The sequence below is a fragment of the Pseudomonas fitomaticsae genome (assembly GCF_021018765.1).
Lineage (GTDB): Bacteria > Pseudomonadota > Gammaproteobacteria > Pseudomonadales > Pseudomonadaceae > Aquipseudomonas > Aquipseudomonas fitomaticsae.
In genome coordinates this window covers 233,218-258,537 of sequence record NZ_CP075567.1, presented here as the reverse complement: position 1 = coordinate 258,537, position 25,320 = coordinate 233,218, and the positions used below count along the sequence as shown (strand labels likewise).

The window sequence follows — 25,320 nt, the reverse complement described above, 5'->3', positions numbered from 1 at the left end:
TGAATCAGGGTTTTGCGGGGGCAAATTTCTGGCCCTGTTCGACGGCCCACGCCACGACCTTCGCGGTGAGGCGATCACTGGCCTGACCGAATCCGGCCACCACCGCCGGGACTTTCACATCATTGAGCGGCTGACGCTCTTCGAAGCGGCGACTGGCGAGAATCCGCTGGTCGTAACCGCGCACCAGCAACGCATCGACGCGCACCACCACGCTGGCCTGCGTGCCCTGATACTCGGTCTGAAACGCCTGCAAGCTGCCGCCCAGTTCCAGGTCCGCCTGGAAGTTGCTGTCGTCGGTGCTCAGCAGCGATACACGGCCATCGCGCTGGAATCCATCGAGCAGGCGATTGCGCAATAGCACCGGCGCCGGATCGCTCCAGCGCGAGGCCTTATAAGTGCTGATCACGTCACCCTGAGGAATCACCGCGATGCCCGGCCGGTTCAGCGCTTCGCTGGCCTGCAATTTGTTCAGACGCAGCGACCAGTGCTGAGCAGCCGCCGAACCGGCCGAGGCGGGCGCCTGTGCCGCCGGCAAGCGATAGACGTCCAGCGGCTCGGACTTGGGCAGGATCGAGCACGCGCTGATCAGCGTGAAGCCGGCGAGAAGGGCGAGGCGAGTCAGCTTCATGGCGTGAACTCCTTGTTCTTGTCACTGCCCAGCAGGTAACCGCTGGGGTTGGCCTCCAGGCGTTGGGAAATGGCGCGCAGCGAGTTCAGGGTTTCACGCAGTTCGCGGATCGCCGGGGCCAGACCGTTGAGACCCTGCATGCCGCTGTCGAGGGAGTTCTGGTTCTTGCTCAACAGGCCGTTGATGGTGGCGCTGCTTTGCTCCAGGGATTTCATCGCCTGTTCGGCACTGCCCAGGGCCTGCTTGCCCTGATCGTTGAGCAGACCATTGGCGTTGCGCATCAGCGCCGAAGTCTGTTCGAGCATGTTGCCGGCCTGTTTGCCGACCGTCGCCAGTTGCTGCATGGCCTGACGCAAATCACCGCGCTGATCGTTGATCGAACCGGTGGTCTGCTCCAGATGCTCAAGGGTTTTGCTCACGCGCTCGATGTTGTCGGCGGAGAACATCTGATTGGCATTGTTCAGCAGCGTGCTGACACCGCTCATCAAGTCGTTGCTGTCATTGAGCAGCCGCGAGATGGGCGAGGGAGAGGCGACAATCGTCGGCAGATTGCCGTCATGGCCCTTGAGTTTCGGGCTTTGCGGCGTGCCACCGCTGAGCTGGATGATCGACGTGCCGGTGATCCCGGCCAGGGCCAGTTTGGCCTCGGTGTCTTCCTTGACCGGCGTGTCGCCGGCCAGGCGAATGCGTGCCAGCACTCGACGCGGGTCCTTCGGGTCGAGGCGCAGGCTGACCACGTCGCCGACCTTGATCCCGCTGTACTGCACCGGACTGCCCCGGGACAGCCCGCTGACCGCCTCGTTGAAGACGACTTCGTAATCCTTGAACTCGGTGTCGACACTGGACTTGGCCAGCCACAGACCGAAGAGCAGGGCGCCTGCCACCACAATCACCGTGAACAGGCCGATCAATACATGATGGGCTCGGGTTTCCATGTCAGACCTCGTTGAGCTGTTTGGCGGCGTCCAGCGCCGAGCGGCCGCGAGGGCCGTGGAAGTATTCGTGAATCCACGCGTCATCGGTTTCCGAGACCACGTCGATGGGACCGGCCACCAGCACTTTCTTCTGCGCCAGTACCGCGACGCGGTCGGTGATGGTGTAGAGCGTGTCGAGGTCGTGGGTCACCAGAAACACGCTCAGGCCCAGCGCGTCGCGCAGGGTCAGGATCAATTGGTCGAACTGCGCCGCGCCAATCGGATCGAGGCCGGCGGTGGGCTCATCGAGAAACAGGATGTCCGGGTCCAGCGCCAGCGCCCGGGCCAGTGCCGCGCGCTTGATCATGCCGCCGGACAGCGAGGCCGGGTACTTGTCCGCCGCCGACAGCGGCAGCCCGGCCAGCGCCAGCTTCACCGCCGCCAGATGCTCGGCGTCGTCGCGGCTGAGGCCGGCGTGCTCAATCAGGGGCAGGGCGACGTTCTCGGTCACCGTCAGCGATGAGAACAGCGCGCCTTTCTGAAACAGCACGCCGAAACGCCGCTCGATCAGCGAACGCTCATGCTCCGGCAGGCTCGGCAGGTTCTGGCCGAAGACCTTGACCATGCCTTCGCTGGGCCGGCGCAAGCCGACGATGCTGCGCAGCAACACCGATTTGCCGCTGCCGGAGCCGCCGACCACGGCCAGGATCTCGCCTTTGTACAAGTCCAGGTCGAGGTTCTCGTGCACGCTCTGGCTGCCGAAGCGATTGCACAGGCCACGGACTTCGATCACCGCCTCGGAGGGCGCGCGGGGTAGACGACTCACCAGCCCATCTCCATGAAAAACAGCGCGGCGACCGCATCGAGCACGATCACCACGAAAATCGATTGCACCACACTGGAGGTGGTGTGGGCGCCGACCGATTCGGCGCTGCCGCTGACCTTGAAGCCTTCCAGACAGCCGATGGCGGCAATCAGGAACGCAAAGATCGGGGCTTTGACCAGGCCAACCAGGAAATGTTGAATCCCTATGTCGCTTTGCAGCAGCGACAGGAACATCGCCGGCGAAATATCCAGCGACACCGCGCAGACCACAGCGCCGCCGACGATCCCGCAGATCATCGCCAGAAAGGTCAGCATCGGCAGCGCCACCAGCAGCGCCAGCACCCGTGGCACCACCAGCAATTCCATGGGATCGAGGCCGAGGGTGCGAATCGCGTCGATTTCCTCGTTGGCCTTCATCGAGCCAATTTGTGCGGTAAAGGCACTGGCGGTGCGGCCAGCCATCAGGATCGCTGTGAGCAACACGCCGAACTCGCGCAGGAAGGCGAAGCCCACCAGGTCCACGGTGAACACGCTGGCGCCGAAACTGGCCAGCACCGTCGCCCCGAGGAACGCCACCACCGCGCCCACCAGAAAGGTCAGCAACGCGACGATGGGCGCGGCGTCGAGGCCGGTCTGTTCGATGTGCGCAATCATCGGCGTGATCCGCCAGCGCTTGGGGCGGAACAGGCTGCGGGCGATAGTTTCGAGGATCAGGCCGACGAAGCCGAGCAGCTGCAGCGTGTCCTGCCAGACCGTGTCGACGGCCCGGCCGATGCGGGTCAGCAATTGCACGCTGACGCTGATTTCCGGTTCCTTGATCGGCACGCAGAAGTCGGTCAGCGAGCGATACACGGTCTGCAGCAAGGCGCGGTCGGCGCTGGAAATCGTGCAGTCGGGGTGTTCGGCGGACTTGCCCAGCCGCTCGGAGCCGAGCAGTTCCACCAGCAGCGACGCGCCGGCGGTATCGAGGGCACCGAGGCCGTTGAGATCGATGGGGGTGTTGGCGTCGTACTGGCCGTGGAGCGTTTCGCTCAGTTGCTTGAGGTCGGCGTAGTGGGCAAGCGTCCAGTCCCCGGTCACCCGCAGGCGGGCAGGGGTGATCGAGGTGTCCAGGCGGGCACTGCCGGTCATTGGGCTGCTGGTCATAAGCTCCGTGCTTGTTCGGCTAAATACGCTGGCATACGTAATAGCACGAACACGGTTACTTTTCTTTGGTCGGTGTGCTGTCCGTGACCTCGAAACGCAGCACGCCGATTACCTGACCGTCCTCGGTCAACACCCGCACCTGCCATTTGCCCGCCGGGTTGCCGGGGAAGTTCTGCTTGTGGGTCCAGGCCCGGTAGCCTTCCTTGCGCCCGCCGTGGATGTCGAGGGCGATGCGGTCGACCTCTTTGCCGTTGAACTGCCAGACGTGATAAATCCGCTCGTCGAGCCCGCGCGGGGCGTTGATCGCGGTGTAGGCGTAGAGCCCGCCGCCACGGATCTGCTCGGCGCTGACTTCCTTGAGGCTGGCGCCCGGAACCCGATCCTGCACCTGAGTGCTGATCGCCACGTCGGTCATCCACAGTGTCGCCGGTGGCACCCACGAACGCAGGACCCAGCCCACGCCGCCGATCCCGATGGTGATGCTGAGGATCGCCAGCGCGTTGCGTACGGTGCGAATCGGGAAGATCGACGCCAGGCTCGGGAACGACAACACCACCGCAATCCCCAGCGCCCATTTGAAGCTTTGCGAGGTGGTCAGGTGCATGATCACCGGCAGCGCGGTGAGCAGGGCAGCGAACAGGGTCAGGGTGTGCAGTGCGAGGAACGCCCAGCGCCGTGGCGCCAGCCACTTGTAGTAGAGCGGGTCGACGATCGAGATCAGCGCCGCGATGCACAACAGCCCGGTGAAAAACAGCTGGCCGCTGTTCCAGGTGGTGGTGATGAAGAAGAACGGCAGGACGAAAAACAGGCTTTCCTGGTGGATCATCTGCGTCGCGTAACGCAGCAGCGGCTGGGGGATTTCCCGTTTGAAGATCCGCGTGAACAGTTTGGTCAGGCTGTTTTCCAGCATCAGCCAGATCCAGCTCAGCAGCATGATCGTGGTGATCCAGCTCGCCAGCCCCTGTTGCCGGTCGACCAGAATGAAGCTGCCGACCCCGGAGATGAAACCACCGAGCGCAATGACCCCGGGGTAGCGCTTCATCAGTTCGAGAATGCGCTGGATCAGGAGGGTCAATTTAGACATTTGGGCGGTTCACGACTGGATAGGAAAAAAACCTCGACAGAGTACCGCCCGCCGGGCCGTGTGGCGAGGCTGCCGGTCAGTCTGGATCCACGGACTTGCGCCGATGCAGGCGCCAGCCGAGCAGCATCAGCACCAGCACGCCCAATCCGCCCGCCAGCAGCCACAACACCTGATCGTCGCTGAGCAGCGGTTTCTCGATCCGCAGATAACCCGGTTGCAGCAACAACTCGCGCATGGCCTTGTTCGCCGCCTCCAGCGTCACGCCTTGCAGCTCCCGCGCAGGATCGGCAAAGCGCCCGTCCTCGTAGTCGCCCAGCGCGCTCCAGTAATAGTCGGCCATGGCGCTGGTGCCTTGCACGGCCCAGGCCTGGTGGGCGATGGCGGCTTGTTTCAAGCGATTGAAGGTGTCGGCGTCGAGGCCGTTTTTCAGCAGGTCGGCCTTGAGGTCTTCCAGCACTTGTTCGGCTTCGGCGATATCACCGCGATCAAGATCGGCGTTGAGGCTCATGAAACCGACGCCGCCGAACACTTCGCGCTCGGCCCACGGCCCGTAGGACAAACCGTGGTTCAGGCGCAACTGGCGGTACAGCGCCCACTCCAGGTATTCCTTGAGCAGGTCGAAGGTTTCGTCGTACTGATCGTCCAGCACCGGCTCCGGCACCAGCCAGTGCAGCTTGGCGCTGTTGCCGATGAAGCCGCGAGTGATCGTACGTTCGTGGGCGGCGCTGGCGCGGATGTCCGGCAACGGGCGGTGTTCGCTCGGATCGACCGCTTCCAGCGCGCCCCATGCCCGTTCCAGATAGGCCGGCAGCAGTTTGTCGAGGTCGCCAACGACAATCAGGGTCATGTTGTTCGGCGCGTACCAGGCCTTGCGCACCTTCTCCAGCTGTTCGCGGGTCAGGCCATCGACCTCGGCCCGCTGCGGGCATTTAAGGCCCAGTTCGACCGCCAGTTGATTGCTCGCGGTGTGGCCCAGGTCCTGCCGGTCGAGAAAGCGTTGCAGCCGGGTGTAATGGCCGCCGTCCTCACGCTCGACCACCCGTTTGGCGGCGTTGATCGCGTTGTCGTCGAAGCGGGTCTGGGTCAGCAGGTCCAGCAGCAAGTCGAGGACCTTGCGCTGGTTTTTCGCCGGTGCTTCGATGACGAAGGTGGTGTCGGCGTTGCTGGTGAAGGCGTTCCAGTCGCCGCCGAGGGCCTGCATGCGTTCTTCGAGGCCACCTTCGCCGGTGGCGTCGATGCCGCTGAACAGCAAGTGTTCGAGCAGGTGCGGCAGCTCCTTTTCATTGCAGTCGAAATCGTCGAGACCGACACCGATCACCAGCCGGATCGCCACGTGCCCACGCTCGGTGCCAGGCTTGAGCAGCAATTGCAAACCGTTGGGCAGCGCATAGCCTTCGACCTGAAAACGATCCAGGGCGAAGGCGGGCAGGGAACCGAGCAACAGACAGGCGAACAACAGGCAACGCATAACGAGCTTCCATACGGCTGAATTGGAGATCCGTGTCGTCAGTCCGGCCGTGAGGCCGAACCTTGAGTTACTGACTGACCACAACCCCAGACGTTCAAGGCGAATGCGTGATGTCCGCCATATCGTCCGCCGCCAGCGCGCCGGTATCGGAAGTTTCCAACACCACATAGGCGCTGCTGCAGAACAGCGAGTTCAGGCGTTTCATGTCGGCAATCAACTCCAGGTGCAACGAACTGGTCTCGATACTCTGCACGATCTTACGTTGCAACCGGCTGACATGGGCGTGGGCCAGACGCCGTTCCTGTGCGCGAAAGCGACGTTTCTCGCGCAGCAACTGGCGGGCGCTTTCCTTGTCGCCGCTGAGAAACACCGACAGCCCAAGTCGCAGATTGGCGATCAATTGCTGGTGCAGGCCGGCCAGTTCTTCCAGCCCGTCTTCGGAGAACGACCGGCGTTGCGAAGTCTTCTGCTGCTGCACTTTGCGCAGCATGCGTTCGATCAGGTCGCTGGCCAGTTTGAGGTTGATCGCCAGCTCGATGATCTCCGCCCAGCGCCGACTGTCCTGTTCGCCGAGATCTTCGCGGGGCATCTGCGCCAGGTACAACTTGATCGCGCTGTACAGCGCTTCGATGTCATCGGTCAGCTTGCGCATTTCCTGGGTGATGGCGGTCTGTTTGCCGCGCAGCACGTCGAGGGTCGCATCGAGCATGTTGTCGATCAGGTCGCCCATGCGCAGGGTTTCCCGGGCGGCGTTGGCCAGTGCCAGGCTCGGCGTGACCAGCGCGGTAGCGTCGAGGTGACGCGGCTTGGCGGTACCGTTGACCTCCGGGCGCTCCGGCAGCAGCCAGGCGCACAGCCGCGCCATCGGCCCGACGCTCGGTAGCAGGATCAGGCAACGCGCGGTGTTGTAGAGCAGGTGGAAGCCGATAACCATTTCCTGCGGGCTGAAATCCAGGCTGTCGATCCAGTGCACCAGCGGGTCGAGCACCGGAATGATCAGCAGCAGCCCGATCAGCTTGTACAGCAGGCTGCCCAGCGCCACCTGCCGGCCGGCGGCGTTCTGCATGCTGGTGCTCATGAATGCCAGCACGCCACTGCCGATGTTTGCGCCGATCACCAGACCGATCGCCACCGGCAGACTGATCACCGCAGCGCCGGCGAGGGTGGCGGTCAGCAGCACGGCGGCGAGGCTGGAGTAGGAAATCATCGCGAACAGCGCGCCGACCAAGGCGTCGAGCAGGATATCGCCCGTCAGCGAGGCGAAAATCACCTTCACCCCTTGAGCATGGGTGATCGGCGCAGCGGCCTCGACGATCAGTTGCAGCGCCAGAATGATCAGCCCCAGCCCGATGGCCACTCGGCCCATCTGCCCGAGCCGGGTCTGTTTGCGCGACAGAAAGAAAATCACCCCGAGGAAAATCAGCAGCGGCGACAGCCACGACAGGTCGAACGTCAGCACCCGCGCCATCAGCGCCGTACCGACATCGGCGCCGAGCATGGTTGCCAGGGCCGGAGTCAACGCCATCAAGCCCTGACCGACAAACGACGTCACGAGCATGGCAGTCGCGTTACTGCTCTGCACCATCGCGGTCACGAGGATGCCGGCGACAAAGGCCAGCCAGCGTCTGGACATGTTCTGGCCGATCACGTGCCGCAGATTGGTGCCGTACACCCGCAGGATGCCGGTTCGGACGATGTGCGTGCCCCAGATCAGCAGGGCCACGGCAGAGAGCAGATTGAGCAGGGTGAGCATGCAGACCCCCTGTAATAGCAGCGCCCCAGAGGGGCAAGTTGACGGTACCGCGCAATTTCTACGTTCTGATACTTAAGCTGTAGTTGGCTAACGGTCTGGGCGCCAGCATTGCACAGCTAAAGCGGTGATTGAAACAAAAGTGTCATGAAAACAGGTTCATGCAGCCATGAAAAAAGGGCCCGAAGGCCCTTTGATCTGTTGCGCAGCGTTCGGGTTACTGACCCGGAATGTCCTTGCGCAGTTTCACCGGATCCTGCTGTTTGCGTTTTTTCGCGATGGCGGTGCGCATCTTGATGTTGATCGCTTCGACCGCCAGCGAGAACGCCATGGCGAAGTAGACGTAGCCTTTCGGTACGTGCACGTCGAACGATTCGGCAATCAGCACGGTGCCGACCACCAGCAGGAACGACAGCGCGAGCATTTTCAGCGACGGGTGCTTGTCGATGAATTCGCTGATCTTGCCCGAGGCCGCCATCATCACCAGCACCGCCACGATGATCGCCGCGACCATCACAGGGACGTGGGACACCATGCCGACGGCCGTGATCACCGAGTCCAGCGAGAACACGATGTCGATGATCGCGATCTGGATGATGGTGTAGAGGAAGTTGCCGCCCTTGCCGCCAGGCGTCTCGTCGCTTTCGTCTTCACCTTCCAGCGCGTGGTACATCTCCTGGGAGCTTTTCCACAGCAGGAACAGGCCACCGAAGAACAGGATCAGGTCACGGCCGGAAATGCCCTGGCCGAACACTTCGAACAGGTCGGCGGTGAGGCGCATGACCCAGGTGATCGACAGCAGCAACAGGATCCGCGTGATCATGGCCAGGCCAAGACCGAAGATCCGGGTGCGCTGCTGCATGTGTTTGGGCATGCGGCTGACCAGGATCGAAATCATGATGATGTTATCGATGCCCAGAACGATTTCCAGGGCGGTCAGGGTGAAGAAGGCAACCCAGATCTCAGGGTTGGTCAGCCATTCCATGTGTATTCCTTTGAGCGAGTGTTAAACCAGGACGCCAGCAATCAGCTGGCGTCCGGGTGAGTTTGGTGCCGTTACAACGTGCTGAACAGCGGGAATGTCCCCAACAGCAAGGCGGCGACCAGTATGCACAGGCAGACCAGCACTGCCCACTTCAGAGTGAAACGCTGGTGATCGCCGAATTCGATCCCCGCCAGTGCGACCAGCAGGTACGTCGACGGCACCAGTGGGCTCAGCAGGTGAACCGGCTGACCGACGATGGAGGCACGGGCCATTTCCACCGCGGTGATGCCGTAATGGCTGGCCGCTTCGGACAAAACCGGCAACACGCCGTAGTAGAACGCGTCGTTCGACATGAAGAACGTGAACGGCATGCTCACCAGCGCCGTGATCACCGCCAGGTACGGGCCGAGGAAATCAGGGATCACCGCCAGCAGGCTTTTCGACATGGCATCGACCATGCCGGTGCCCGACAGGATACCGGTGAAAATGCCCGCCGCGAAGATCAGACTGACCACCGACAGCACGCTGCCGGCGTGGGCCGCGACACGATCCTTCTGCATTTGCAGGCAAGGGTAGTTGACGATCATGGCAATACTGAACGCCACCATGAACAGCACCGGCAGCGGCAGCAGGCCGGCGATCAGGGTGCACATCAGGGCCAGGGTCAGCAGGCCGTTGAACCAGATCAGTTTCGGACGGCGGGCATCCGGGAATTGCGAGACGCTGATTTCGCTGTGATCGATTTCGTCGCCGATCAGGTGCAGCTCACCCAGACGCGCACGCTCACGTTTGCCGTAGAAGTAGGCAATGATCAGGATCGCCACGACGCCGGCGGCCATCGCCGGGATCATCGGTACGAAGATGTCCGACGGGTCCACGTGCAGTGCACTCGCGGCACGGGCGGTCGGGCCACCCCATGGGGTCATGTTCATCACGCCGCCGGCGAGGATGATCAGACCGGCCATGATTCGCGGGCTCATGCCGATGCGGCTGTACAGCGGCAGCATGGCGGCCACGCAGATCATGTAAGTGGTCGCACCGTCACCATCGAGGGAAACGACGAGCGCCAGTACGGCGGTGCCGACCGAAACCTTCAGCGGGTCGCCCTTGACCAGTTTGAGGATCTTGCGCACGGCCGGGTCGAACAGGCCGGAGTCGATCATCAGGGCGAAATACAGAATCGCGAACATCAGCATCACGCCGGTCGGCGCAAGCTTGGTAATACCTTCGAGCATCATCGGGCCGATCTTCGGGGCGAAACCACCGAACAGGGCGAACAGGATCGGGATGATGATCAGAGCGATCAGCGCAGACAGGCGCTTGGTCATGATCAGGAACATGAACGTGATGACCATGGCGAAGCCAAGGAAAGTCAGCATGGGAATACTCCAGGCGTAGCGCGGCTAGGTAAGTGAGCGGATCGGGTTGGATCAGCGCAGAACGGGAAGCGCGAGGCGTACGAGCGGAGTTGCAGCGAGGAGGCGGGTTGCAGAGGACATCAGAATCACCATTGTTGTTGTTAATTGGGCCTGTCGTGCGAGCAATCACACGCGTTGGCCAACCGGTCTGTTGCCGGCAGTGGGGGCGATCCTAATCGGGGAACCTTTCAGCTACCTTTCGCGCAAGAAAGCTTTGGGCGAACGGCCAACCGGCCGTCGGATGCGGGCTAGAGTCAATGAACACAGGTAGCGGAGGGTAGGGCGATGACTGATTTGCACGGCGGTGGCTGTCACTGCGGACATATCCGCTATCAGTTCAGCGGAGCGTTGCACGACATCGCCCATTGTCATTGTTCGATCTGTCGAAAGGTCAGCGGTGGCATCGTCACCACCTGGATCACGCTGCCGGCGGCGAACTTCCAGTGGCTGGCGGGGAAACCTTCACGCTACGACTCCTCGACCAGTTGCGCCCGGTTCTTCTGTCCGAACTGCGGCGCACAACTGGCGCTAGTGACGTTGCTCAGTCCCGAGAGCATCGATCTGACGGTCGCCACCCTGGATCATCCGGAGCAGGCCGCCGCCGAGCGGCACATCTGGACCGACAGCCAGTTGCCGTGGCTGCACCTGGACGAGCATCTGCCGGGCGAGCCCGAAGAAACCATCTGATTAAAAAATAGACAGATCCAGCGGCCGCATCGCGCCCATCCAGATGGCGTGTGCGGTGTGGTCCAGCAAGTCATCACCGGTGTCCGGGTGCAGGAACACCACCAAACCTTTGCGATTGAGCGCCAGCCACGGCAACACATCACCAATCAACTCCGGGCCGAAGGCCAGTTGGCAGCTCCAGTCCGGATGCGGGCCGACGGGGCGTTCATGCATGCGGCCCATCTTCAATGGGAATAATTGCGCGGCCTCCTCACACAGCGTCCGCGCCTGTTCGATCGTGCTGGCGTCGTAATAAACGTGGGCGTGATAACCCTTGATCGTCTGCATCGCAAACATCAGCCATGAAAAGTGCCGATACACGGCGGTAAAAGTGTTGCGCTATGGTGCCATGAGTCGGGTGCCCGTTCCCTTGAGCCGTCATATCGCGATCGAAGGCAGCGGCAGCCCCGCCAGTGATTCGGCGCTGCTGGCCTGCTCGGCCATCAGCCAATCCACGAACGTCTGGATCAACGCCCCCCGGCGTTTGCGCTGCGGCAGCACCACGTAATAACCGAGGCGAGACAGGGTGGTTTCGGCGATCGGCCGGCACAACAGCCCTTGGGTTAATAAGTTATCCACAAGGTGTCGCCAGCCGATGGCCACGCCCTGACCGCCAATCGCCGCTTGAATCAACAAGGTGTAATTATCGAAGCGCAATTGGCCTGGAGCTGGTGGCGTGCTGATGTTCAGCGCCCGGAACAGACCGCTCCAGTCGAACCAGTTGCTGCTGTTTTCCCCGCGCAGGTGCAGCAGCGGAAACTCCATCAATGCCTGGGCCGGCAAGGGCAGGGAGCGATCCTTGAGCAACTGCGGGCAGCACACCGGAAACACTTCTTCGCTGAACAACCAGTGACTTTCGCCCTGTTTGAAGCGACCGTCGCCGAACAGCACGGCAACGTCGATATCCGGGCGCAGCATGTTGTGATTGCGCTCGCTGGTGACCAGGCTCACGTCCACCTGTGGATAAGCTTCATGGAAGCGGTGCAGACGCGGCATCAGCCAATAGGCGGCAAAGGCGAAATCAGTGGCGACTTGCAGCACTTCATGTTGCTGCTGCGTGCTGATCGCGCTCAATCCTGCATCGATGTTCTGCAAACCGAGGGCAACTTGCTCGAACAGGATCGAACCGACCTCGGTCAGTTCGATGCCCCGGTAGATGCGGTCGAACAGCCGTGTGCCGAGTTGTTCTTCCAGCCGTTTGATCTGCTGACTGATCGCCGGTTGCGTCGTGCCAAGCTCCACAGCCGCGGCAGTGAAACTGCGATGACGGGCCGCCGCTTCGAACGCGCGCAGCAGGTCCAACGACAAATCACCGAGGGCTTCATACATAAGCTGTGCTTATCCTAGTCATTGTCCGGCGCGGGCTTTACCGGATATTGCGTGGAATCCATGCTCGATCGCAGCAATGTCGCATAAATATTCACTATGGAATGCCGCGATCACATGAAGCGCAAGAACATTCTTTTCATCATGGCCGATCAAATGGCCGCGCCAATGTTGCCGTTCTACGGCCCGTCGCCGATCAAACTGCCGAATCTCAGCCGCCTCGCCGAACAAGGCGTGGTGTTCGATGCCGCGTACTGCAACAGTCCGCTGTGCGCGCCGTCGCGTTTCACCCTGGTCAGCGGCCAGTTGCCGAGCAAGATCGGCGCCTACGACAACGCTGCCGATTTCCCCGCCGACATTCCCACCTACGCCCATTACCTGCGCCGCCTCGGTTACCGCACCGCGCTGTCGGGCAAGATGCATTTCTGCGGCCCCGATCAACTGCACGGTTACGAAGAGCGCCTGACCAGTGACATCTATCCAGCCGACTACGGCTGGGCCGTGAATTGGGACGAGCCCGATGTACGGCCGAGCTGGTATCACAACATGTCTTCGGTGTTGCAGGCCGGGCCGTGCGTGCGCACCAACCAGCTCGACTTCGACGAAGAGGTGGTGTTCAAGGCTCAGCAATATCTGTTCGACCATATTCGCGAGGACGGCGACCAGCCGTTCTGCCTGACCGTGTCGATGACTCATCCCCACGACCCCTACACGATTCCCAAGGCATTCTGGGATTTGTACGACGACGCGGATATCCCGCTTCCGACGACGCCGGATCAGCATTCACTCGATCCGCATTCCCAGCGTTTGCTCAAGGTCTACGACCTGTGGGACAAGCCGCTGCCTGTGGATAAGATTCGCGACGCGCGACGTGCGTACTTCGGTGCATGCAGTTATATCGACGCCAACGTCGGCAAACTTCTGCAAACCCTCGAAGATTGTGGGCTGATGGACGACACCGTCATCGTGTTTTCCGGTGACCATGGCGACATGCTGGGGGAGAAAGGCCTCTGGTACAAAATGCACTGGTACGAAATGGCCGCTCGCGTGCCCCTGTTGATAAGCGCGCCCGGACAATTCAAATCGGGCCGTGTCAGCTCTGCCGTCTCCACCGCCGATCTGCTGCCGACCTTCGTTGAACTGGCCGGCGGCAACCTGGAACCGAATCTGCCGCTGGACGGCCGTTCGTTGGTGCCGCACCTGCAAGGGCAGGGCGGTCACGACGAGGTGTTCGGCGAATACATGGCCGAAGGCACAGTGAGCCCGCTGATGATGATCCGTCGTGGCGCCTTCAAATTTATCTACAGCGAAACCGACCCTTGCCTACTCTTCGATGTGGATAACGATCCACGCGAACAGGAAGAACTCAGCCAATCACCGCAACATCGCCAGCTGTTCGACGATTTTCTCGCCGAAGCACGGGCCAAGTGGGACATACCGGCGATCCACCGCGAAGTCCTCGAAAGCCAGCGCCGCCGACGCTTCGTCGCCGATGCGCTGACGATCGGCAAGCTGAAGAGCTGGGATCACCAGCCGCTGGTGGACGCCAGTCAGCAGTACATGCGCAACCACATCGACCTCGATGACCTGGAGCGCAAGGCCCGTTATCCACAACCCTGCCAAAACCAATAACGTTAAGGGGAAGTCCATGGTCAAGTTATCCACAGTCGTGACGGTCAGTCTGCTGGCACTGGGCAGCGCATCCGCGTTCGCCGAGAGCTGCGACACGGTGAAAATGGCCGACCCCGGCTGGAGCGACATCGCCGCGACCAACGCCATCACCGGGTTTCTGCTGGAGGGCATGGGCTACAAGGCCAAAGTCGACACCCTCGCGGTGCCGATCACCTTCGGCGGCTTGAAGGATGGCCAGGTTGACGTGTTCCTCGGCAACTGGATGCCGGCGCAGCAGGGCTTCTACGACAAGTTCGTCGCCACTGGCGACGTCACCCAACTGGCGAAGAACCTCGATGGCACCGAATTCACCCTGGCCGTGCCGGATTACGTGTGGGACGCGGGTGTGCATAACTTTGCCGACCTGAATAAGTACGCCGATAAATTCGAGAAGAAGATTTACGGCATCGGCTCCGGCGCGCCGGCGAACATCTCGCTGCAGGAGATCATCAAGAAAAACGACTTCGACCTGGGCCAGTGGAAGCTGATCGAGTCCAGCGAACAGGCGATGCTGGCCGAAGTCTCGCGGGCGGTGAAGAAACAGAAGTTCGTCACCTTCCTCGGCTGGACCCCGCACCCGATGAACGTGCAGCTGAAAATGCATTACCTCAAGGGCGGCGAGAAATACTTCGGCGACACGGGTAGCGTGTACACCCTGACCCGCAAGGGCTACGCCGAGGCCTGTCCGAATGTGGGTAAATTGCTGACCAATCTTGCGTTCACTCAGGAGATGGAGAACAGCATCATGGCCGAGGTGGTGAACAAGAAGGTCAGCAATGCGGAGGCGGCGAAGGCCTGGATCAAGGCGAATCCGGCGGTGTTGGACAAGTGGCTTGATGGTGTGAAGACCGTGGACGGCAAAGATGCGTTGCCGGCGGTTAAAGCCAAACTGTAACTGCGCGGGCCGATCGTTCCCACGCTCTGCGTGGGAATGCCGCAATGGACGCTCCGCGTCCCGGGCTGCGTACAATGCGCAAAATTTCACCCGCGAGGATCCATGGCCCTCCCCAGTCGTCGCTCACTTTTCCCCTTCCTGACCTGGCTGCCGCGGCAGACCCGCGCCAGCGTCGGGCGGGACCTGGTCGTTGGGCTCAGCGGGGCGATTCTCGCGTTGCCCCAGTCGATTGCTTACGCGCTTATCGCCGGTCTCCCACCGGAATACGGGCTCTACGCCGCCATCGTCCCGGTGTTGATCGCTTGTCTGTGGGGCTCGTCGTGGCATCTGATCTGCGGCCCGACGGCGGCGATTTCGATTGTGCTGTTCGCCAGTGTCAGTCCGCTGGCCGTGCCTGCGTCTCAGGACTACATCACCCTGATCCTGCTGCTGACCTTCCTTGCCGGGATTTTCCAGTGGCTGCTCGGTCTGCTGCGCTTCGGCGCGCTGGTGAATTTCGTCTCGCATTCGGTGGTACTGGGTTTCACCCTCGGCGCGGCGGTGGTGATTGCCATTGGTCAATTGCCGAACCTGCTGGGACTGGATCTGCCGGCCAAGGCCACGGCACTGGCCAGCCTGATGGATTTGCTGAGCCATTTCGGGGCTGTGGATAAACCGTCGCTGGTCCTTGGTGTGGCGACGGTGGTGGTTGGCGCGTTGCTCAAACAGTGGCTGCCGCGTTGGCCAACGCTGTTGATGACCTTGGTGCTCGGCAGTGTAGTGGTGTGGCTGTGGCCGGCGATGTTCGGCCACGTTCAACTGGTCAGCGCTTTTGTCGGACGCCTGCCGCCGTTCAGTGGGTTACCGCTGGATATGGACCTGATCCTGCGCCTGCTGCCCAGTGCCGTGGCGGTGGGCATGCTCGGGCTGGTCACCAGCCTGTCGATTGCCCGATCGATATCCACTCGCTCGCAGCAGCTGCTCGATGCCAACCAGGAAGTCCGCGCGCAGGGTCTTTCGAACATTGTCGGGGCGTTCTTTTCGGGATCGTTGTCCGCTGGCTCGTTCACCCGTTCCGGGCTGAGCTATGAAGCCGGGGCCTGTTCGCCATTGGCCGGGGTGTTCTCGGCGTTGTGGGTGGCACTGTTCGCGATTTTCGGTGCCGGGCTGATCGCGCACATTCCGATCCCGGCCATGGCCGGCAGCATTCTGTTGATCGCCTGGGGACTGGTGGATCATCGAGGCATTCGTGCGCTGCTGCGGGTCAGCCGGGCCGAGTTCGTGGTGATGAGCCTGACCTGCGTCGCCACGTTGTTGCTGGAGTTGCAGACGGCGATCTATGCCGGCGTGCTGGCCTCGCTGTTTTTCTACCTCAAGCGCACTTCGCAGCCCAGAGTGCAGCATTGGCGCGATGGCGAAGACGATGTATTGCGGGTCGGCGGGTCGATCTTTTTCGGCGCCAGCCACTACCTGCAAGTGCGCCTGCAACGGATGCACGGCGCGCGGGTGGTGATCGAGGCGCAACAGATCAACTTCATCGACTATTCAGGCGTGGAAATGCTCCATCAGGAAGCCCGACGTTTGCTGCGCCAGGATCGCAGCCTGACCTTGCGTCAGGCGCGACCGCAGGTGGTGGAGGAATTACGCAAACTCGAAGGGCCGGAGAAATGCCCGATCCGCTTCGAGGACTGAGGGCGCCTTACAGCGCCAACTGCCGACGCAATTCCGCCAGAACCGGCGCCGTGTCGGGACGTACACCGCGCCACAGGAAGAACGCTTCGGCAGCCTGCTCGGCCAACATGCCCAAGCCATCCATCACCACGCCTGCTCCGTGCTCACTGGCCCAGCGGCAGAACGCCGTCGGCTCCTTGCCGTACATCATGTCGTAGCACAGGGTCTTGCCGGGCTCGATCAGGCTTGGGGCAATCGGCGGCACGTCGCCGGTGAGGCTGGCGGAAGTGGCGTTGATGATCACGTCCACCGGCTCGCGCAACCAGTCGTAACCACTGGCCGACACCGGCCCCAGATCACAGAACAGTTCGGCCAGCAGCTCGGCCTTGTCCACCGTGCGATTGGCGATGATCACCGAAGCCGGTTTTTCCGCCAGCAACGGCTCCAGCGCACCGCGCACTGCGCCACCGGCGCCAAGCAGCAGAATGCGTTTGCCGGTAAGGCTGAACCCGGCGTTGACCGTCAGGTCCCGCACCAGCCCGGCGCCGTCGGTGTTATCGCCGAGCAGGCTGCCGTCAGCCAGTTTGCTCAAAGTGTTCACCGCACCCGCGCGTTCGGCGCGGGCGGTCAGGCTATTGGCCAGGCGATAGGCGTCTTCCTTGAACGGCACGGTCACGTTCGCGCCGCGACCTTCCTGGAAAAACGCCGTGGCGCAGCCGGAAAAATCGTCGAGCGGCGCCAGCAGGGTGCTGTAGTCGAGGCTCTGCCCGGTCTGTTCGGCGAACAGTTTGTGAATCATCGGCGACTTGCTGTGGCCGATCGGATTACCGAAAACGACGTAACGATCCATCAAAAGTCCTCAGGCCTGGGCCAGCCAGTCGCGGTCTTGCAGGAAGTACTCGGTCAGGCGCGCTTCTTCGCTGCCCGGCTCGGCTTTCCAGTCGTAGGCCCAGCGCACTTGCGGCGGCAGCGACATCAGGATCGATTCGGTGCGCCCGCCCGATTGCAGGCCGAACAGGGTGCCACGGTCGTAAACCAGGTTGAACTCGACATAACGGCCGCGACGGAATTCCTGGAACTCGCGCTGCTTGGCGGTGAACGCGTCGCTCTTGCGGCGCTGCACGATCGGCAGGTAAGCGTCGATGTACGCATCGCCGATGGCGCGCATGAAGGCGAAACTGGTGTCGAAGTCCCACTCGTTCAGATCATCGAAGAACAGGCCACCGATACCGCGCGGCTCGTGGCGGTGCTTGATGTGGAAATAGGTATCGCACCAGGCCTTGTAGCGCGGGTAGACGTCCGGGCCGAACGGCGCGCAGGCCTGTTCGGCGACGCGGTGCCAGTGGATGCAGTCTTCTTCGTTGCCGTAGTACGGGGTCAGATCGAAGCCACCGCCGAACCACCAGACCGGTTCTTCACCTTCCTTCTCGGCGATGAAAAAACGCACGTTGGCGTGGGACGTCGGTACATGCGGGTTGTGCGGGTGGATCACCAGCGACACGCCGAGGGCTTCGAAACCACGCCCGGCCAGCTCCGGCCGATGGGCGCTGGCGGACGGTGGCAAACCGCTGCCGAAGACGTGGGAAAAGTTGACGCCACCCTTTTCGATCACCGTGCCGTTCTCGATCACCCGGGTCCGACCGCCACCGCCGGCCGGACGGGTCCAGGCGTCTTCGACGAAGCGCGTGCCACCGTCTTCGGTTTCCAGCGCGGCGCAGATGCGGTCTTGCAGGTCGAGCAGATAGGCCTTTACGGCGTCGGTGCGGGTCGTCATGGCTTCACCTTGGATCGGGCGGAACTGCGCGGCACCCCGCGCAAATGGGCGCGTAGCATACCATCGCAAACCGGCACGCCGCAGTTGACGAAGATCAAGCATGAGCGTTCGATAGGGACCTTCCCAAATGACCCAAGGAGTAGGCAGATGGCCAAGCGAATCCAGTTCCGCGCCCACGGCGGCCCCGAAGTGCTTGAGTACGTTGACTATCAACCCGCCGAGCCCGGTCCGCTGCAGGTTCGCGTGAGCAACAAGGCCATCGGCCTGAACTTCATCGACACCTACTACCGCAGCGGTCTTTACGCGCCACCGGCGTTGCCGTCGGGCGTGGGTGCGGAAGGCGCCGGCATTGTCGAGGCGGTGGGCAGCGAGGTCACCCGGTTCAAGGTCGGTGACCGCGTGGCTTATGGCAGCGGCCCGCTGGGCGCGTACAGCGACGTCCACGTCCTGCCGGAAGCGAATCTGGTGCACCTGCCTGACGCCATCAGCTTCGAAACCGCCGCCGGCGTGATGCTCAAGGGCCTGACCGTGCAGTACCTGCTGCGCCAGACCTACGAACTCAAGGGTGGCGAAACCATTCTGTTCCACGCAGCAGCCGGCGGTGTCGGCTTGCTCGCCTGCCAATGGGCCAAGGCTCTGGGCGTGAAGCTGATCGGCACCGTCAGCTCGAAAGCCAAAGCCGATCTGGCCCAGGCCCACGGCGCCTGGGAAACCATCGACTACAGCCACGAAAACGTCGCCCAACGGGTTCTGGAATTGACCGACGGGAAAAAAGTCCCGGTGGTCTACGACGGCGTCGGCAAGGACACCTGGCCGGCGTCGCTGGACAGCGTGGCGCCCCGTGGCCTGCTGGTGAGCTTCGGCAACGCGTCGGGCGCGGTGGACGGCGTGAACCTGGGGATTCTGGCGGCGAAAGGTTCGCTGTATGTCACCCGGCCGACCCTGGCGACCTACGCCAACAACGCCGAAAACCTGCAGCGCATGGCCGACGAGCTGTTCGGGATGATCAGCAGCGGCAAGCTGAAAGTGGATATCAGCCAGCGTTATCCGCTGGCAGACGCGGCTAAAGCGCAGACAGAGCTGTCGGCGCGGCGCACCACGGGCTCCACTGTCCTGCTGCCCTGACCACCGATGACCTCGTCCCATCTTCATGACGGTGCCGGGGTCTGTTCAAACGTCACAAAAAACGGCGTCTTGCCGGCCAGGGTGGTTTCGAACTCCTGACGGGCAAGACGCTTCACCTCCAGCCCCAGCAAGCCGGGCAACCTGAGCAATGCGCTGGCCTGTCCTTCGACCTGCAACGCATCTTCGATAACGCTTTGTGTGTCGGCTGTCAGTATGTCCTCGGCGAGGACCAGACGTATGCGTGCCCCCTCGGGCTGCCGTTCAATCTGCACCTGGACATCGGTGGCGTGCAACTGCGGCAAAAGCTGCCGGAGTACGTGCAATACCTGTGACTGAGTGATGAGCGCGCCACCCAGTTTGATCGATGTCTCGACCCTCCCCTCAAGCGTCAGCACCGGCATGGAACTGCCACAGGCACACTTCGTCACCGTGCGAAGGATTCGCCCACGATCCCCGATCCGGTAACGCAACAACGGCACATGATCGGGTAGCAGCGGCGTCAGTAAAAACTCACCGGTTTCTTCTTCAGCCACAGCTTGAAGGGTCAACGGATCAACCACTTCGAGCAGCATGGCGTCGGCATGCAGGTGATAAGAACCGTGCTCCAGATGGGCACACTGGAAACCGATGGGACCCGTCTCCGTCGAGCTATAGCCCAACGAGCGAATGTTGAGCATCGGCCAGTCCCGGGCCAACTGGTCGCGCAGCGTTTTACTGCAGGGTTCTCCAATGTAGTAAAGCCACTTCAGGCTGCACAATTGCACAGCGCCGACTCTCTCATGATTGAACAACGCGGCAGCGAAGGAGGGAGTACATATCAACGCATCGGCCTTGTGTGTCTGAATCAGCTCGGCGACGCGCTGCACGCCCATCTGTGAACCGGCAGGCAACAGGCGTGCGCCAATGTGCCGGACGATGGCTGACGCGTATTGGAAGGCGCCCTGCATTTCCCCGGCCGTCAGGCAGTTGATGGCCACCTCAGGGCGTTCGTCCGTCGCACCGAACATCCGTGCCCCCAAGGGCACGATTGCAGCGTTGAACGCCCAGGAATGGCTGATCTGTTTGCGATTGCCGGTGCTGCCTCCCGAGGTCAGGGTCAGTCCGCCGCCCGGCGCTCGATGTGAAGCTTCACCGAGCGCGGTAAACAGCCCGCCGCCGGACTCGTCTTCCACCGCCAGAACCGGCAGTCGATTCAGATCGGCCAATTCCTGTACTTCAAGGATTCGCGGATACAGCGCACGAAACCATGGCAGTGAGCGTGCGTGAGCCAATTTGTGTGAGAGAGCCTCGGCCGATACCTCCGTGACGAGTTCATTGCTCATGGCCGCGCCCTCCCTGACGAATGCCCAGCTCATCGAATCCACTACGGACGGCGTTCGCCAGACATTCCAGCTGGCGCTGACTGTGACTCGCGCTGATGGCCAGACGCAGAATCGCCTCGCCCTTGGCCACCACCGGAAACAGCGCGGTAGTGACCGCCATACCCTGCCGGCGCAAATGCTGCGCCAGGCTGATCGCATCTCTCTCGGCCCCAACCCGGACAAAACGAATGGGGGACGCGACGTGATGATTGCCCAGCACTGGCCCCAGCAAACGGTCGATCGTGGCGATATTTCTCCACAGCGCCACTTGCAATTGACCCAGCTCCGGCGACAAATGAATTTTCCCCGAAGCGACTGCCGCGCCCACCCCGCCAACGGACAATGGCCCGCCAAACGTGTAGGTCGATGCATGGCGCCGAATCATCTCGGCATCGGCTTCGGTGCGCACAGTGATTGCCCCACCGGTTGCGCCGAACGCCTTGGACAGCGACGACAGGAGGATCAGCCGGCCGTGGTGTCGTTCATCCGCAGCGTCCAGTGCGTAACCACCACCGGCAACGCCATGGATCGAGGTACCGTGGGCGTCATCCGCATAGAGATAACCGTCGAAACGCTCCGCCAGTTGCAGCAGGCGATTGACCGGGTACACACCGCGCATCGAGCCAATGCTGTCAGTCAGGATGATGGGTGTATTACCCGCCGCGACCGCCGTTGAGCACGCTTCCTCCACCTGCTCTACATCGCTGCAATCGCGGCGCTGTATCGGCCCGAATTGCCAGAGAATGCCTTGTAGCACTTGCATCGACGCGTGAGCGGCACGGTCGACAATCCAGCAAGGGCCACGACGCATGGGATAGGAGGGCATCTCACCGGAGCCTAGCAGCGGCAGACAGCCAAGATGCGCACTGCCCACCGAGTTGAAGGTGACCGTGTGCCCCTGAAATAACCGGTTGAGCAGCTCATCCAGCTCACGCATGGGCGGCAACAACGCTCGGGTTCGTGCGGCGGCGAACTGTACGCCGAAGGACTCCGCGGCACTCACCGCTCCTTGAATCAAGCGTGGATCAAACTCCAGCCCCAGATAAGAACAGGAAAGAAACTCGGTCAGCCGCTCGCCGCTTTCGAGTTCGATTTCTTTGCCTTCACGTTTAGCCAGTTTCAGACCATTCAGCCCCGCATCGAATAACTGCTGCTGATCGTCACGCGCTTGCCGGACACGGTTTTTGACCCAATTGACGGTCGGTTGAAAAGTGTTCATCGGGATACCTGCAAGGAGGGTGTGCGGCGATAGACCTGGACATGCCAGAGCTGGGTTTTTTCTCGCGCAATGTCTGCCTGGTACTGATGGGTGATATCGCAGAAACCTGCGCAATCAGGTCGCACCACATGCAAATGCCCCCGCATGACCACTTGCGCGTTTTCCGACAGAGCTGGAGCCAGACGCTGCAGGACATTTTTTCCGGCCGCTTCGGGCATGAAGGAAGGCACGTCCGACAACGATACGAAATCGATGGCTGTTTCCCCGGCAGCACAGTCAAGGATGTCGGCCTGCACCACGCGTAACTCGCAATGCTGCAGACCCTCACGGGCCCGCTGGAAAATCTGCGGATCGCACTCCAGCGGAAAGCCTTGTGGATAACGCAGCTCTCCAAAAAACAGCATTTGCAGGAAAAAGCTCTCGCGGACCACCTGAGTGGTGAACAACGTATGGAAAATTTCCAGATACGCCGCGCGGGAACTGATCCCCAGGTTGTTGGGTGGAAACGCGCCCTTGTACAGCAGCGAATTGAGGACTGCCGCGTTTCCCAGCAAAGCGATCACGGCTTTCCAGCGCTTGAGCGGAAAACGGTTTCGGTAATACTCCGTTTGTTCGTCAAGCTGGCTGAACTGAAAAATGCCCCGGCCGGCCTTGCCGGTAAACAGTCCGGTGATCTTCGCCAACCGCTTCAGGGTCTGTTCGAATGCGCCCATGTAAATCGGCGCTTCCCAGTGCCGGGACTGGAAGAACGCGGACAGCCAGCGACGATCCGTCGGCGGTAAAACCAGTTGCTGGAAAATGGAGCGGCGCCGCGCCCGCATACTTTCCATTCGATAGCCCATGAACGCCATGAACGACTCGTGATCGGTCTGTTCCAGCAGGGCAAAACGCAATCGGGTAAACGCCAGTTGAGGCGCACTGATATCGGTGCAGGTCATGCGTGACGGGGCGGCGGCCAGCAACGGCAACAGCCGGCCGCCGCATCCGGCGATACCCAGCACGTGCCTGGCACGTCTGGGCAGGATCGCGTACTCAAGCGCGGTGTCCTCATCCCCGAGCGTGTAGTTGAGCCGGTCAAAATAATCAGCCATGTCTGCCTCCAGCCATCTGATCTGAGCATGGGCGGGCGGCCTTCATTGGTTGTCCAGTGCATGGAGAAAGTCATAGCGGGGCGCCAACCCGTTTTGCCAGGCTTCAAACTGCTCATAAACCGCCTCGAGCATGTTGCCGGTCAGGCGCAGACTGGTTTCCATGACAGTGGTGATCGCATCCCAGTCTTCCTGTCGCTTGCAGGTGCGCTGCAACATGAGTTTGATTTCATTGAAGTGCTCGATATCAATGTCGGAATGCGCGATGAAGAAAGTCAGTTGCGCAGGTTTTAGCGCCAGCGTTTCACTCAGGCTATCAATGAGCGGAGTGATGAACTGATAGGCATTTTCTGCCCAATAACTATAACCAAGCCGTTGTAACGGGTTACCGGTAAAGGAGATCCAATATAAATAAGCGATCAGCACATCGGTGGCCGGAAGTGCTGGCGGAATATCGAATACTTCGTTCTTTAAACCTAGACTCATGACATCATGCAGCGCCATTTTTTCATGACCGACTTCTTGCGCCGCGTGTTCAAAGCAGAACTTGGCATAGACCGGATTATCCGCATGTCGAACTCCGACCAATCCTTGATTACGTGCGTTGTGTGCCGTGTAGTGACAAGTCTGAATCATGTAGATCGCATATAAGGCTTTTGAAACGCTACCTTCGCGGATGGCATTCACCAGCCGCGAACTTTCCAGAATATCGGCCCATGACTTTTCGATTCGCTCATCGAGCAGGCTTAATTGCTGTTCAAAACTGAGAGGCGTATTCATCAACGGGGGTCTCCAATGGGTTGGCAAGCAGGTGAGCAGACTGTTGAAGTGCTGTGAGGATTTGCTGCCATTGAGCCGAGAGCAGCCAGTAATCGCCGCGTTGGCGTTGTTCGATGCGCAGAGCGTCGGTGGTGATGGGCGTCAGGCCGAAGCGCTGGAACAGTCGCCGCTGCGGTGATCGGCACAGTGCGGTAACCCCTTCATAACCCCGCGTGACAGCCCATTCCGTGGCAGCCGCCAGCAGGCCATTGATCGACATGGGGAACTGCGTTTGCGAGTGACTGATCAAGCGACTGAACTCGACATGGCGCGATAGCGTCGTGGCAGGAGAAAGTTGCTGCTGCGTCAGCGAGGCCCATTCGAACGGCGCAGGGGTCACTCTCAATACAGCCGTGGGCCTGTCGTGCTGATACAACAAAAAGTGGGTACTGCGCGAAATAATCGCCAGGTGTGTTTCAAGTGACCTGGCTCTGGGTGTCAACATGTAGTGTTGCAATCGCAGCCGAAAATGGCGGAAAACAAACCGTTCAAACTCTCGTGTGTCTGATCCTGCTTCAAGAATAACGATGCGATAGTTTTCATGACGCCTTTTAAAGGTCGTCTGAATCTCCTGCAGATAATCCGTTAATTGCGAATCCCTGATATCCATTTCTTCTCCGCAGCCGTTAACCTTTCGAAGTTTTCTGAGCGCATTGAAATAATGAATGGTTTTAGAAAAATCGCCACTGTGTGGCTTCTGAGAATAACGTCGGAAAAATTACAACAATTGAATACTTAAAGATTCATCTGACGTAGAAAGGAAAAATTCAAACAAAACGCGGGGCTATAACTTCAGCTAAATGAAGGAAAAATCGCAGGCACGCGTAGTACTCCTCGCCATGAAAGCCGAGGAGTACTCACGAAATTAACCACGGGTGGTATCAGGCCGGGCGCACGATATTGCCGGTGGCCAGATCCCGAATCAGGCTCGGGTTCTTGCGACCGCCAAGCGCTCCGCCGAGCACCAGATCGACCTGACCTCGGAAATATTGCTCAACCCGCAAGCGACTCTTCGCTGCCGGCCGCCCCTGCGGATTGGCCGACGTCGAAATCAACGGCCCTACCAACGAGCACAGATCCCGCACCTGCGGATGATCGCTGACCCGCAGCGCCACGGTGTCATGCACCCCGGTCACCCACTCCGGCAACAGGTTCTGATGCGGCACCAGCCAGGTGTTCGGGCCCGGCCAGGTGCTGGCCATGCGGTCGATCCAGTCCTGGGGGAAATCCTCGAACAGAAAATCGAACTGACGAATGTTGTCGGCGACCAGGATCAGCCCCTTGTCCACCGAACGGTTCTTGATCGCCAACAGGCGATCCACCGCTTCTTCATTCCAAGGATCGCACCCCAGCCCCCAGACGGCTTCGGTTGGATAGGCAATCACCGCCCCGGCGCGAATCTCTCGTGCGGCTTGTTGCACACGCCAACTGTTGACCATGAAAAACTC

Annotated in this window: 24 protein-coding genes; 5 read left to right on the top strand and 19 right to left on the bottom strand. The window is 61.1% G+C overall.

Translation table 11 applies throughout. The features are described 5' to 3' along the window. Positions 1-4 precede the first annotated feature (4 nt). The 9 genes from KJY40_RS01180 to KJY40_RS01140 form a co-directional block, all read right to left on the bottom strand. On the bottom strand, positions 5-628 hold the full coding sequence (locus KJY40_RS01180) for an ABC-type transport auxiliary lipoprotein family protein (protein ID WP_230734493.1): 624 nt from the start codon (positions 626-628) through the stop codon (positions 5-7). Continuing rightward, positions 625-1,563, bottom strand: coding sequence for an MlaD family protein (locus KJY40_RS01175; protein ID WP_230734491.1), 939 nt, complete (start codon positions 1,561-1,563; stop codon positions 625-627). The genes KJY40_RS01180 and KJY40_RS01175 overlap by 4 nt, the downstream gene beginning before the upstream one ends. A 1-nt stretch (position 1,564) precedes the next feature. Next, complete coding sequence (locus KJY40_RS01170) at positions 1,565-2,368, bottom strand: ABC transporter ATP-binding protein (protein ID WP_007954063.1); 804 nt, start codon at positions 2,366-2,368, stop codon at positions 1,565-1,567. Continuing rightward, positions 2,365-3,513, bottom strand: coding sequence for an ABC transporter permease (locus KJY40_RS01165; RefSeq protein WP_045121722.1), 1,149 nt, complete (start codon positions 3,511-3,513; stop codon positions 2,365-2,367). Before KJY40_RS01165 ends, KJY40_RS01170 begins: the two co-directional genes overlap by 4 nt. Positions 3,514-3,568: 55 nt before the next feature. Beyond that, positions 3,569-4,597 carry a DUF5924 family protein gene (locus KJY40_RS01160; protein ID WP_085690406.1) on the bottom strand — a complete coding sequence of 343 codons (1,029 nt, stop codon included), beginning with the start codon at positions 4,595-4,597 and terminating at the stop codon, positions 3,569-3,571. A gap of 76 nt (positions 4,598-4,673) precedes the next feature. Then, positions 4,674-6,065: a M16 family metallopeptidase gene (locus KJY40_RS01155; RefSeq protein WP_230734489.1), complete on the bottom strand. Its 1,392-nt coding sequence runs from the start codon at positions 6,063-6,065 to the stop codon at positions 4,674-4,676. Between the two features lie 94 nt (positions 6,066-6,159). Beyond that, complete coding sequence (locus KJY40_RS01150) at positions 6,160-7,818, bottom strand: Na/Pi cotransporter family protein (RefSeq protein WP_230734487.1); 1,659 nt, start codon at positions 7,816-7,818, stop codon at positions 6,160-6,162. 214 nt (positions 7,819-8,032) lie between these two features. Beyond that, positions 8,033-8,800 carry a TerC family protein gene (locus tag KJY40_RS01145; protein WP_230734485.1) on the bottom strand — a complete coding sequence of 256 codons (768 nt, stop codon included), beginning with the start codon at positions 8,798-8,800 and terminating at the stop codon, positions 8,033-8,035. A 71-nt stretch (positions 8,801-8,871) separates the two neighbouring features. After that, positions 8,872-10,179 carry a CitMHS family transporter gene (locus KJY40_RS01140; RefSeq protein WP_007954069.1) on the bottom strand — a complete coding sequence of 436 codons (1,308 nt, stop codon included), beginning with the start codon at positions 10,177-10,179 and terminating at the stop codon, positions 8,872-8,874. 324 nt (positions 10,180-10,503) lie between these two features. Here KJY40_RS01140 and KJY40_RS01135 point away from each other — a divergent pair, with 324 nt between their 5' ends. After that, positions 10,504-10,905 carry a GFA family protein gene (locus KJY40_RS01135; RefSeq protein WP_230734483.1) on the top strand — a complete coding sequence of 134 codons (402 nt, stop codon included), beginning with the start codon at positions 10,504-10,506 and terminating at the stop codon, positions 10,903-10,905. On the opposite strand, the gene KJY40_RS01130 is transcribed toward KJY40_RS01135, so the two are convergent. Continuing rightward, positions 10,906-11,232, bottom strand: a complete 327-nt coding sequence (locus KJY40_RS01130; protein WP_230734481.1) for a DOPA 4,5-dioxygenase family protein — start codon at positions 11,230-11,232, stop codon at positions 10,906-10,908. Between the two features lie 90 nt (positions 11,233-11,322). Beyond that, the gene (locus tag KJY40_RS01125) at positions 11,323-12,273 is read right to left on the bottom strand and encodes a choline sulfate utilization transcriptional regulator (RefSeq protein ID WP_230734479.1); all 951 of its coding nucleotides are present in this window, start codon (positions 12,271-12,273) and stop codon (positions 11,323-11,325) included. 114 nt (positions 12,274-12,387) lie between these two features. Here KJY40_RS01125 and betC point away from each other — a divergent pair, with 114 nt between their 5' ends. The 3 genes from betC to KJY40_RS01110 all read left to right on the top strand — a co-directional run bounded on the left by betC (position 12,388) and on the right by KJY40_RS01110 (position 16,507). Next, on the top strand, positions 12,388-13,902 hold the full coding sequence (betC, locus tag KJY40_RS01120; RefSeq protein WP_230734477.1) for a choline-sulfatase: 1,515 nt from the start codon (positions 12,388-12,390) through the stop codon (positions 13,900-13,902). 16 nt (positions 13,903-13,918) lie between these two features. Beyond that, a complete protein-coding gene (gene choX, locus KJY40_RS01115) occupies positions 13,919-14,836 on the top strand; it encodes a choline ABC transporter substrate-binding protein (protein WP_230734475.1) in 918 nt (305 codons plus the stop codon). A gap of 102 nt (positions 14,837-14,938) precedes the next feature. Continuing rightward, the gene (locus KJY40_RS01110; RefSeq protein ID WP_230734473.1) at positions 14,939-16,507 is read left to right on the top strand and encodes a SulP family inorganic anion transporter; all 1,569 of its coding nucleotides are present in this window, start codon (positions 14,939-14,941) and stop codon (positions 16,505-16,507) included. Positions 16,508-16,514: 7 nt separating this feature from the next. Here the strand turns inward: KJY40_RS01110 and aroE are convergent, their stop codons facing one another. Then, positions 16,515-17,336 (bottom strand): shikimate dehydrogenase, encoded by an 822-nt coding sequence (gene aroE / locus KJY40_RS01105; RefSeq protein WP_064379616.1) that lies wholly within the window; start codon positions 17,334-17,336, stop codon positions 16,515-16,517. Between the two features lie 9 nt (positions 17,337-17,345). After that, the gene (hemF, locus tag KJY40_RS01100) at positions 17,346-18,260 is read right to left on the bottom strand and encodes an oxygen-dependent coproporphyrinogen oxidase (RefSeq protein ID WP_230734472.1); all 915 of its coding nucleotides are present in this window, start codon (positions 18,258-18,260) and stop codon (positions 17,346-17,348) included. A 147-nt stretch (positions 18,261-18,407) separates the two neighbouring features. Between hemF and KJY40_RS01095 the strand changes: the two genes are divergently transcribed. After that, positions 18,408-19,385, top strand: a complete 978-nt coding sequence (locus tag KJY40_RS01095) for an NADPH:quinone reductase (RefSeq protein ID WP_230734469.1) — start codon at positions 18,408-18,410, stop codon at positions 19,383-19,385. Positions 19,386-19,408: 23 nt separating this feature from the next. Here KJY40_RS01095 and KJY40_RS01090 read toward each other — a convergent pair whose 3' ends face one another. From KJY40_RS01090 to KJY40_RS01065, 6 genes are all read right to left on the bottom strand, one after another. Then, the gene (locus tag KJY40_RS01090; protein WP_230734467.1) at positions 19,409-20,707 is read right to left on the bottom strand and encodes a phenylacetate--CoA ligase family protein; all 1,299 of its coding nucleotides are present in this window, start codon (positions 20,705-20,707) and stop codon (positions 19,409-19,411) included. Then, positions 20,697-21,965, bottom strand: a complete 1,269-nt coding sequence (locus KJY40_RS01085) for an aminotransferase class I/II-fold pyridoxal phosphate-dependent enzyme (RefSeq protein WP_230734465.1) — start codon at positions 21,963-21,965, stop codon at positions 20,697-20,699. Before KJY40_RS01085 ends, KJY40_RS01090 begins: the two co-directional genes overlap by 11 nt. Further along, positions 21,962-23,056, bottom strand: a complete 1,095-nt coding sequence (locus KJY40_RS01080; RefSeq protein WP_230734463.1) for a DUF3419 family protein — start codon at positions 23,054-23,056, stop codon at positions 21,962-21,964. The genes KJY40_RS01085 and KJY40_RS01080 overlap by 4 nt, the downstream gene beginning before the upstream one ends. A 42-nt stretch (positions 23,057-23,098) precedes the next feature. Further along, a complete protein-coding gene (locus KJY40_RS01075; RefSeq protein ID WP_230734462.1) occupies positions 23,099-23,833 on the bottom strand; it encodes an iron-containing redox enzyme family protein in 735 nt (244 codons plus the stop codon). Next, positions 23,811-24,482, bottom strand: a complete 672-nt coding sequence (locus KJY40_RS01070; RefSeq protein ID WP_230734459.1) for a GNAT family N-acetyltransferase — start codon at positions 24,480-24,482, stop codon at positions 23,811-23,813. The genes KJY40_RS01075 and KJY40_RS01070 overlap by 23 nt, the downstream gene beginning before the upstream one ends. A 271-nt stretch (positions 24,483-24,753) precedes the next feature. Continuing rightward, positions 24,754-25,311 (bottom strand): L-threonylcarbamoyladenylate synthase, encoded by a 558-nt coding sequence (locus tag KJY40_RS01065; protein WP_007954101.1) that lies wholly within the window; start codon positions 25,309-25,311, stop codon positions 24,754-24,756. Positions 25,312-25,320: the final 9 nt, after the last annotated feature.

Bases quoted from the DNA above. Each gene is read 5' to 3' on its own strand.
- KJY40_RS01140 (WP_007954069.1), bottom strand. From the start codon at position 10,179: ATGCTGACTTTCCTTGGCTTCGCCATGGTCATCACGTTCATGTTCCTG.
- KJY40_RS01150 (WP_230734487.1), bottom strand. From the start codon at position 7,818: ATGCTCACCCTGCTCAATCTGCTCTCTGCCGTGGCCCTGCTGATCTGG.
- choX (WP_230734475.1), top strand. From the start codon at position 13,919: ATGGTCAAGTTATCCACAGTCGTGACGGTCAGTCTGCTGGCACTGGGC.
- KJY40_RS01175 (WP_230734491.1), bottom strand. From the start codon at position 1,563: ATGGAAACCCGAGCCCATCATGTATTGATCGGCCTGTTCACGGTGATT.
- aroE (WP_064379616.1), bottom strand. From the start codon at position 17,336: ATGGATCGTTACGTCGTTTTCGGTAATCCGATCGGCCACAGCAAGTCG.
- KJY40_RS01180 (WP_230734493.1), bottom strand. From the start codon at position 628: ATGAAGCTGACTCGCCTCGCCCTTCTCGCCGGCTTCACGCTGATCAGC.
- KJY40_RS01065 (WP_007954101.1), bottom strand. From the start codon at position 25,311: ATGGTCAACAGTTGGCGTGTGCAACAAGCCGCACGAGAGATTCGCGCC.
- KJY40_RS01145 (WP_230734485.1), bottom strand. From the start codon at position 8,800: ATGGAATGGCTGACCAACCCTGAGATCTGGGTTGCCTTCTTCACCCTG.
- KJY40_RS01075 (WP_230734462.1), bottom strand. From the start codon at position 23,833: ATGAATACGCCTCTCAGTTTTGAACAGCAATTAAGCCTGCTCGATGAG.
- KJY40_RS01130 (WP_230734481.1), bottom strand. From the start codon at position 11,232: ATGCAGACGATCAAGGGTTATCACGCCCACGTTTATTACGACGCCAGC.
- hemF (WP_230734472.1), bottom strand. From the start codon at position 18,260: ATGACGACCCGCACCGACGCCGTAAAGGCCTATCTGCTCGACCTGCAA.
- betC (WP_230734477.1), top strand. From the start codon at position 12,388: ATGAAGCGCAAGAACATTCTTTTCATCATGGCCGATCAAATGGCCGCG.
- KJY40_RS01095 (WP_230734469.1), top strand. From the start codon at position 18,408: ATGGCCAAGCGAATCCAGTTCCGCGCCCACGGCGGCCCCGAAGTGCTT.
- KJY40_RS01135 (WP_230734483.1), top strand. From the start codon at position 10,504: ATGACTGATTTGCACGGCGGTGGCTGTCACTGCGGACATATCCGCTAT.
- KJY40_RS01155 (WP_230734489.1), bottom strand. From the start codon at position 6,065: ATGCGTTGCCTGTTGTTCGCCTGTCTGTTGCTCGGTTCCCTGCCCGCC.
- KJY40_RS01080 (WP_230734463.1), bottom strand. From the start codon at position 23,056: ATGGCTGATTATTTTGACCGGCTCAACTACACGCTCGGGGATGAGGAC.
- KJY40_RS01110 (WP_230734473.1), top strand. From the start codon at position 14,939: ATGGCCCTCCCCAGTCGTCGCTCACTTTTCCCCTTCCTGACCTGGCTG.
- KJY40_RS01125 (WP_230734479.1), bottom strand. From the start codon at position 12,273: ATGTATGAAGCCCTCGGTGATTTGTCGTTGGACCTGCTGCGCGCGTTC.
- KJY40_RS01165 (WP_045121722.1), bottom strand. From the start codon at position 3,513: ATGACCAGCAGCCCAATGACCGGCAGTGCCCGCCTGGACACCTCGATC.
- KJY40_RS01085 (WP_230734465.1), bottom strand. From the start codon at position 21,965: ATGAACACTTTTCAACCGACCGTCAATTGGGTCAAAAACCGTGTCCGG.
- KJY40_RS01090 (WP_230734467.1), bottom strand. From the start codon at position 20,707: ATGAGCAATGAACTCGTCACGGAGGTATCGGCCGAGGCTCTCTCACAC.
- KJY40_RS01160 (WP_085690406.1), bottom strand. From the start codon at position 4,597: ATGTCTAAATTGACCCTCCTGATCCAGCGCATTCTCGAACTGATGAAG.
- KJY40_RS01070 (WP_230734459.1), bottom strand. From the start codon at position 24,482: ATGGATATCAGGGATTCGCAATTAACGGATTATCTGCAGGAGATTCAG.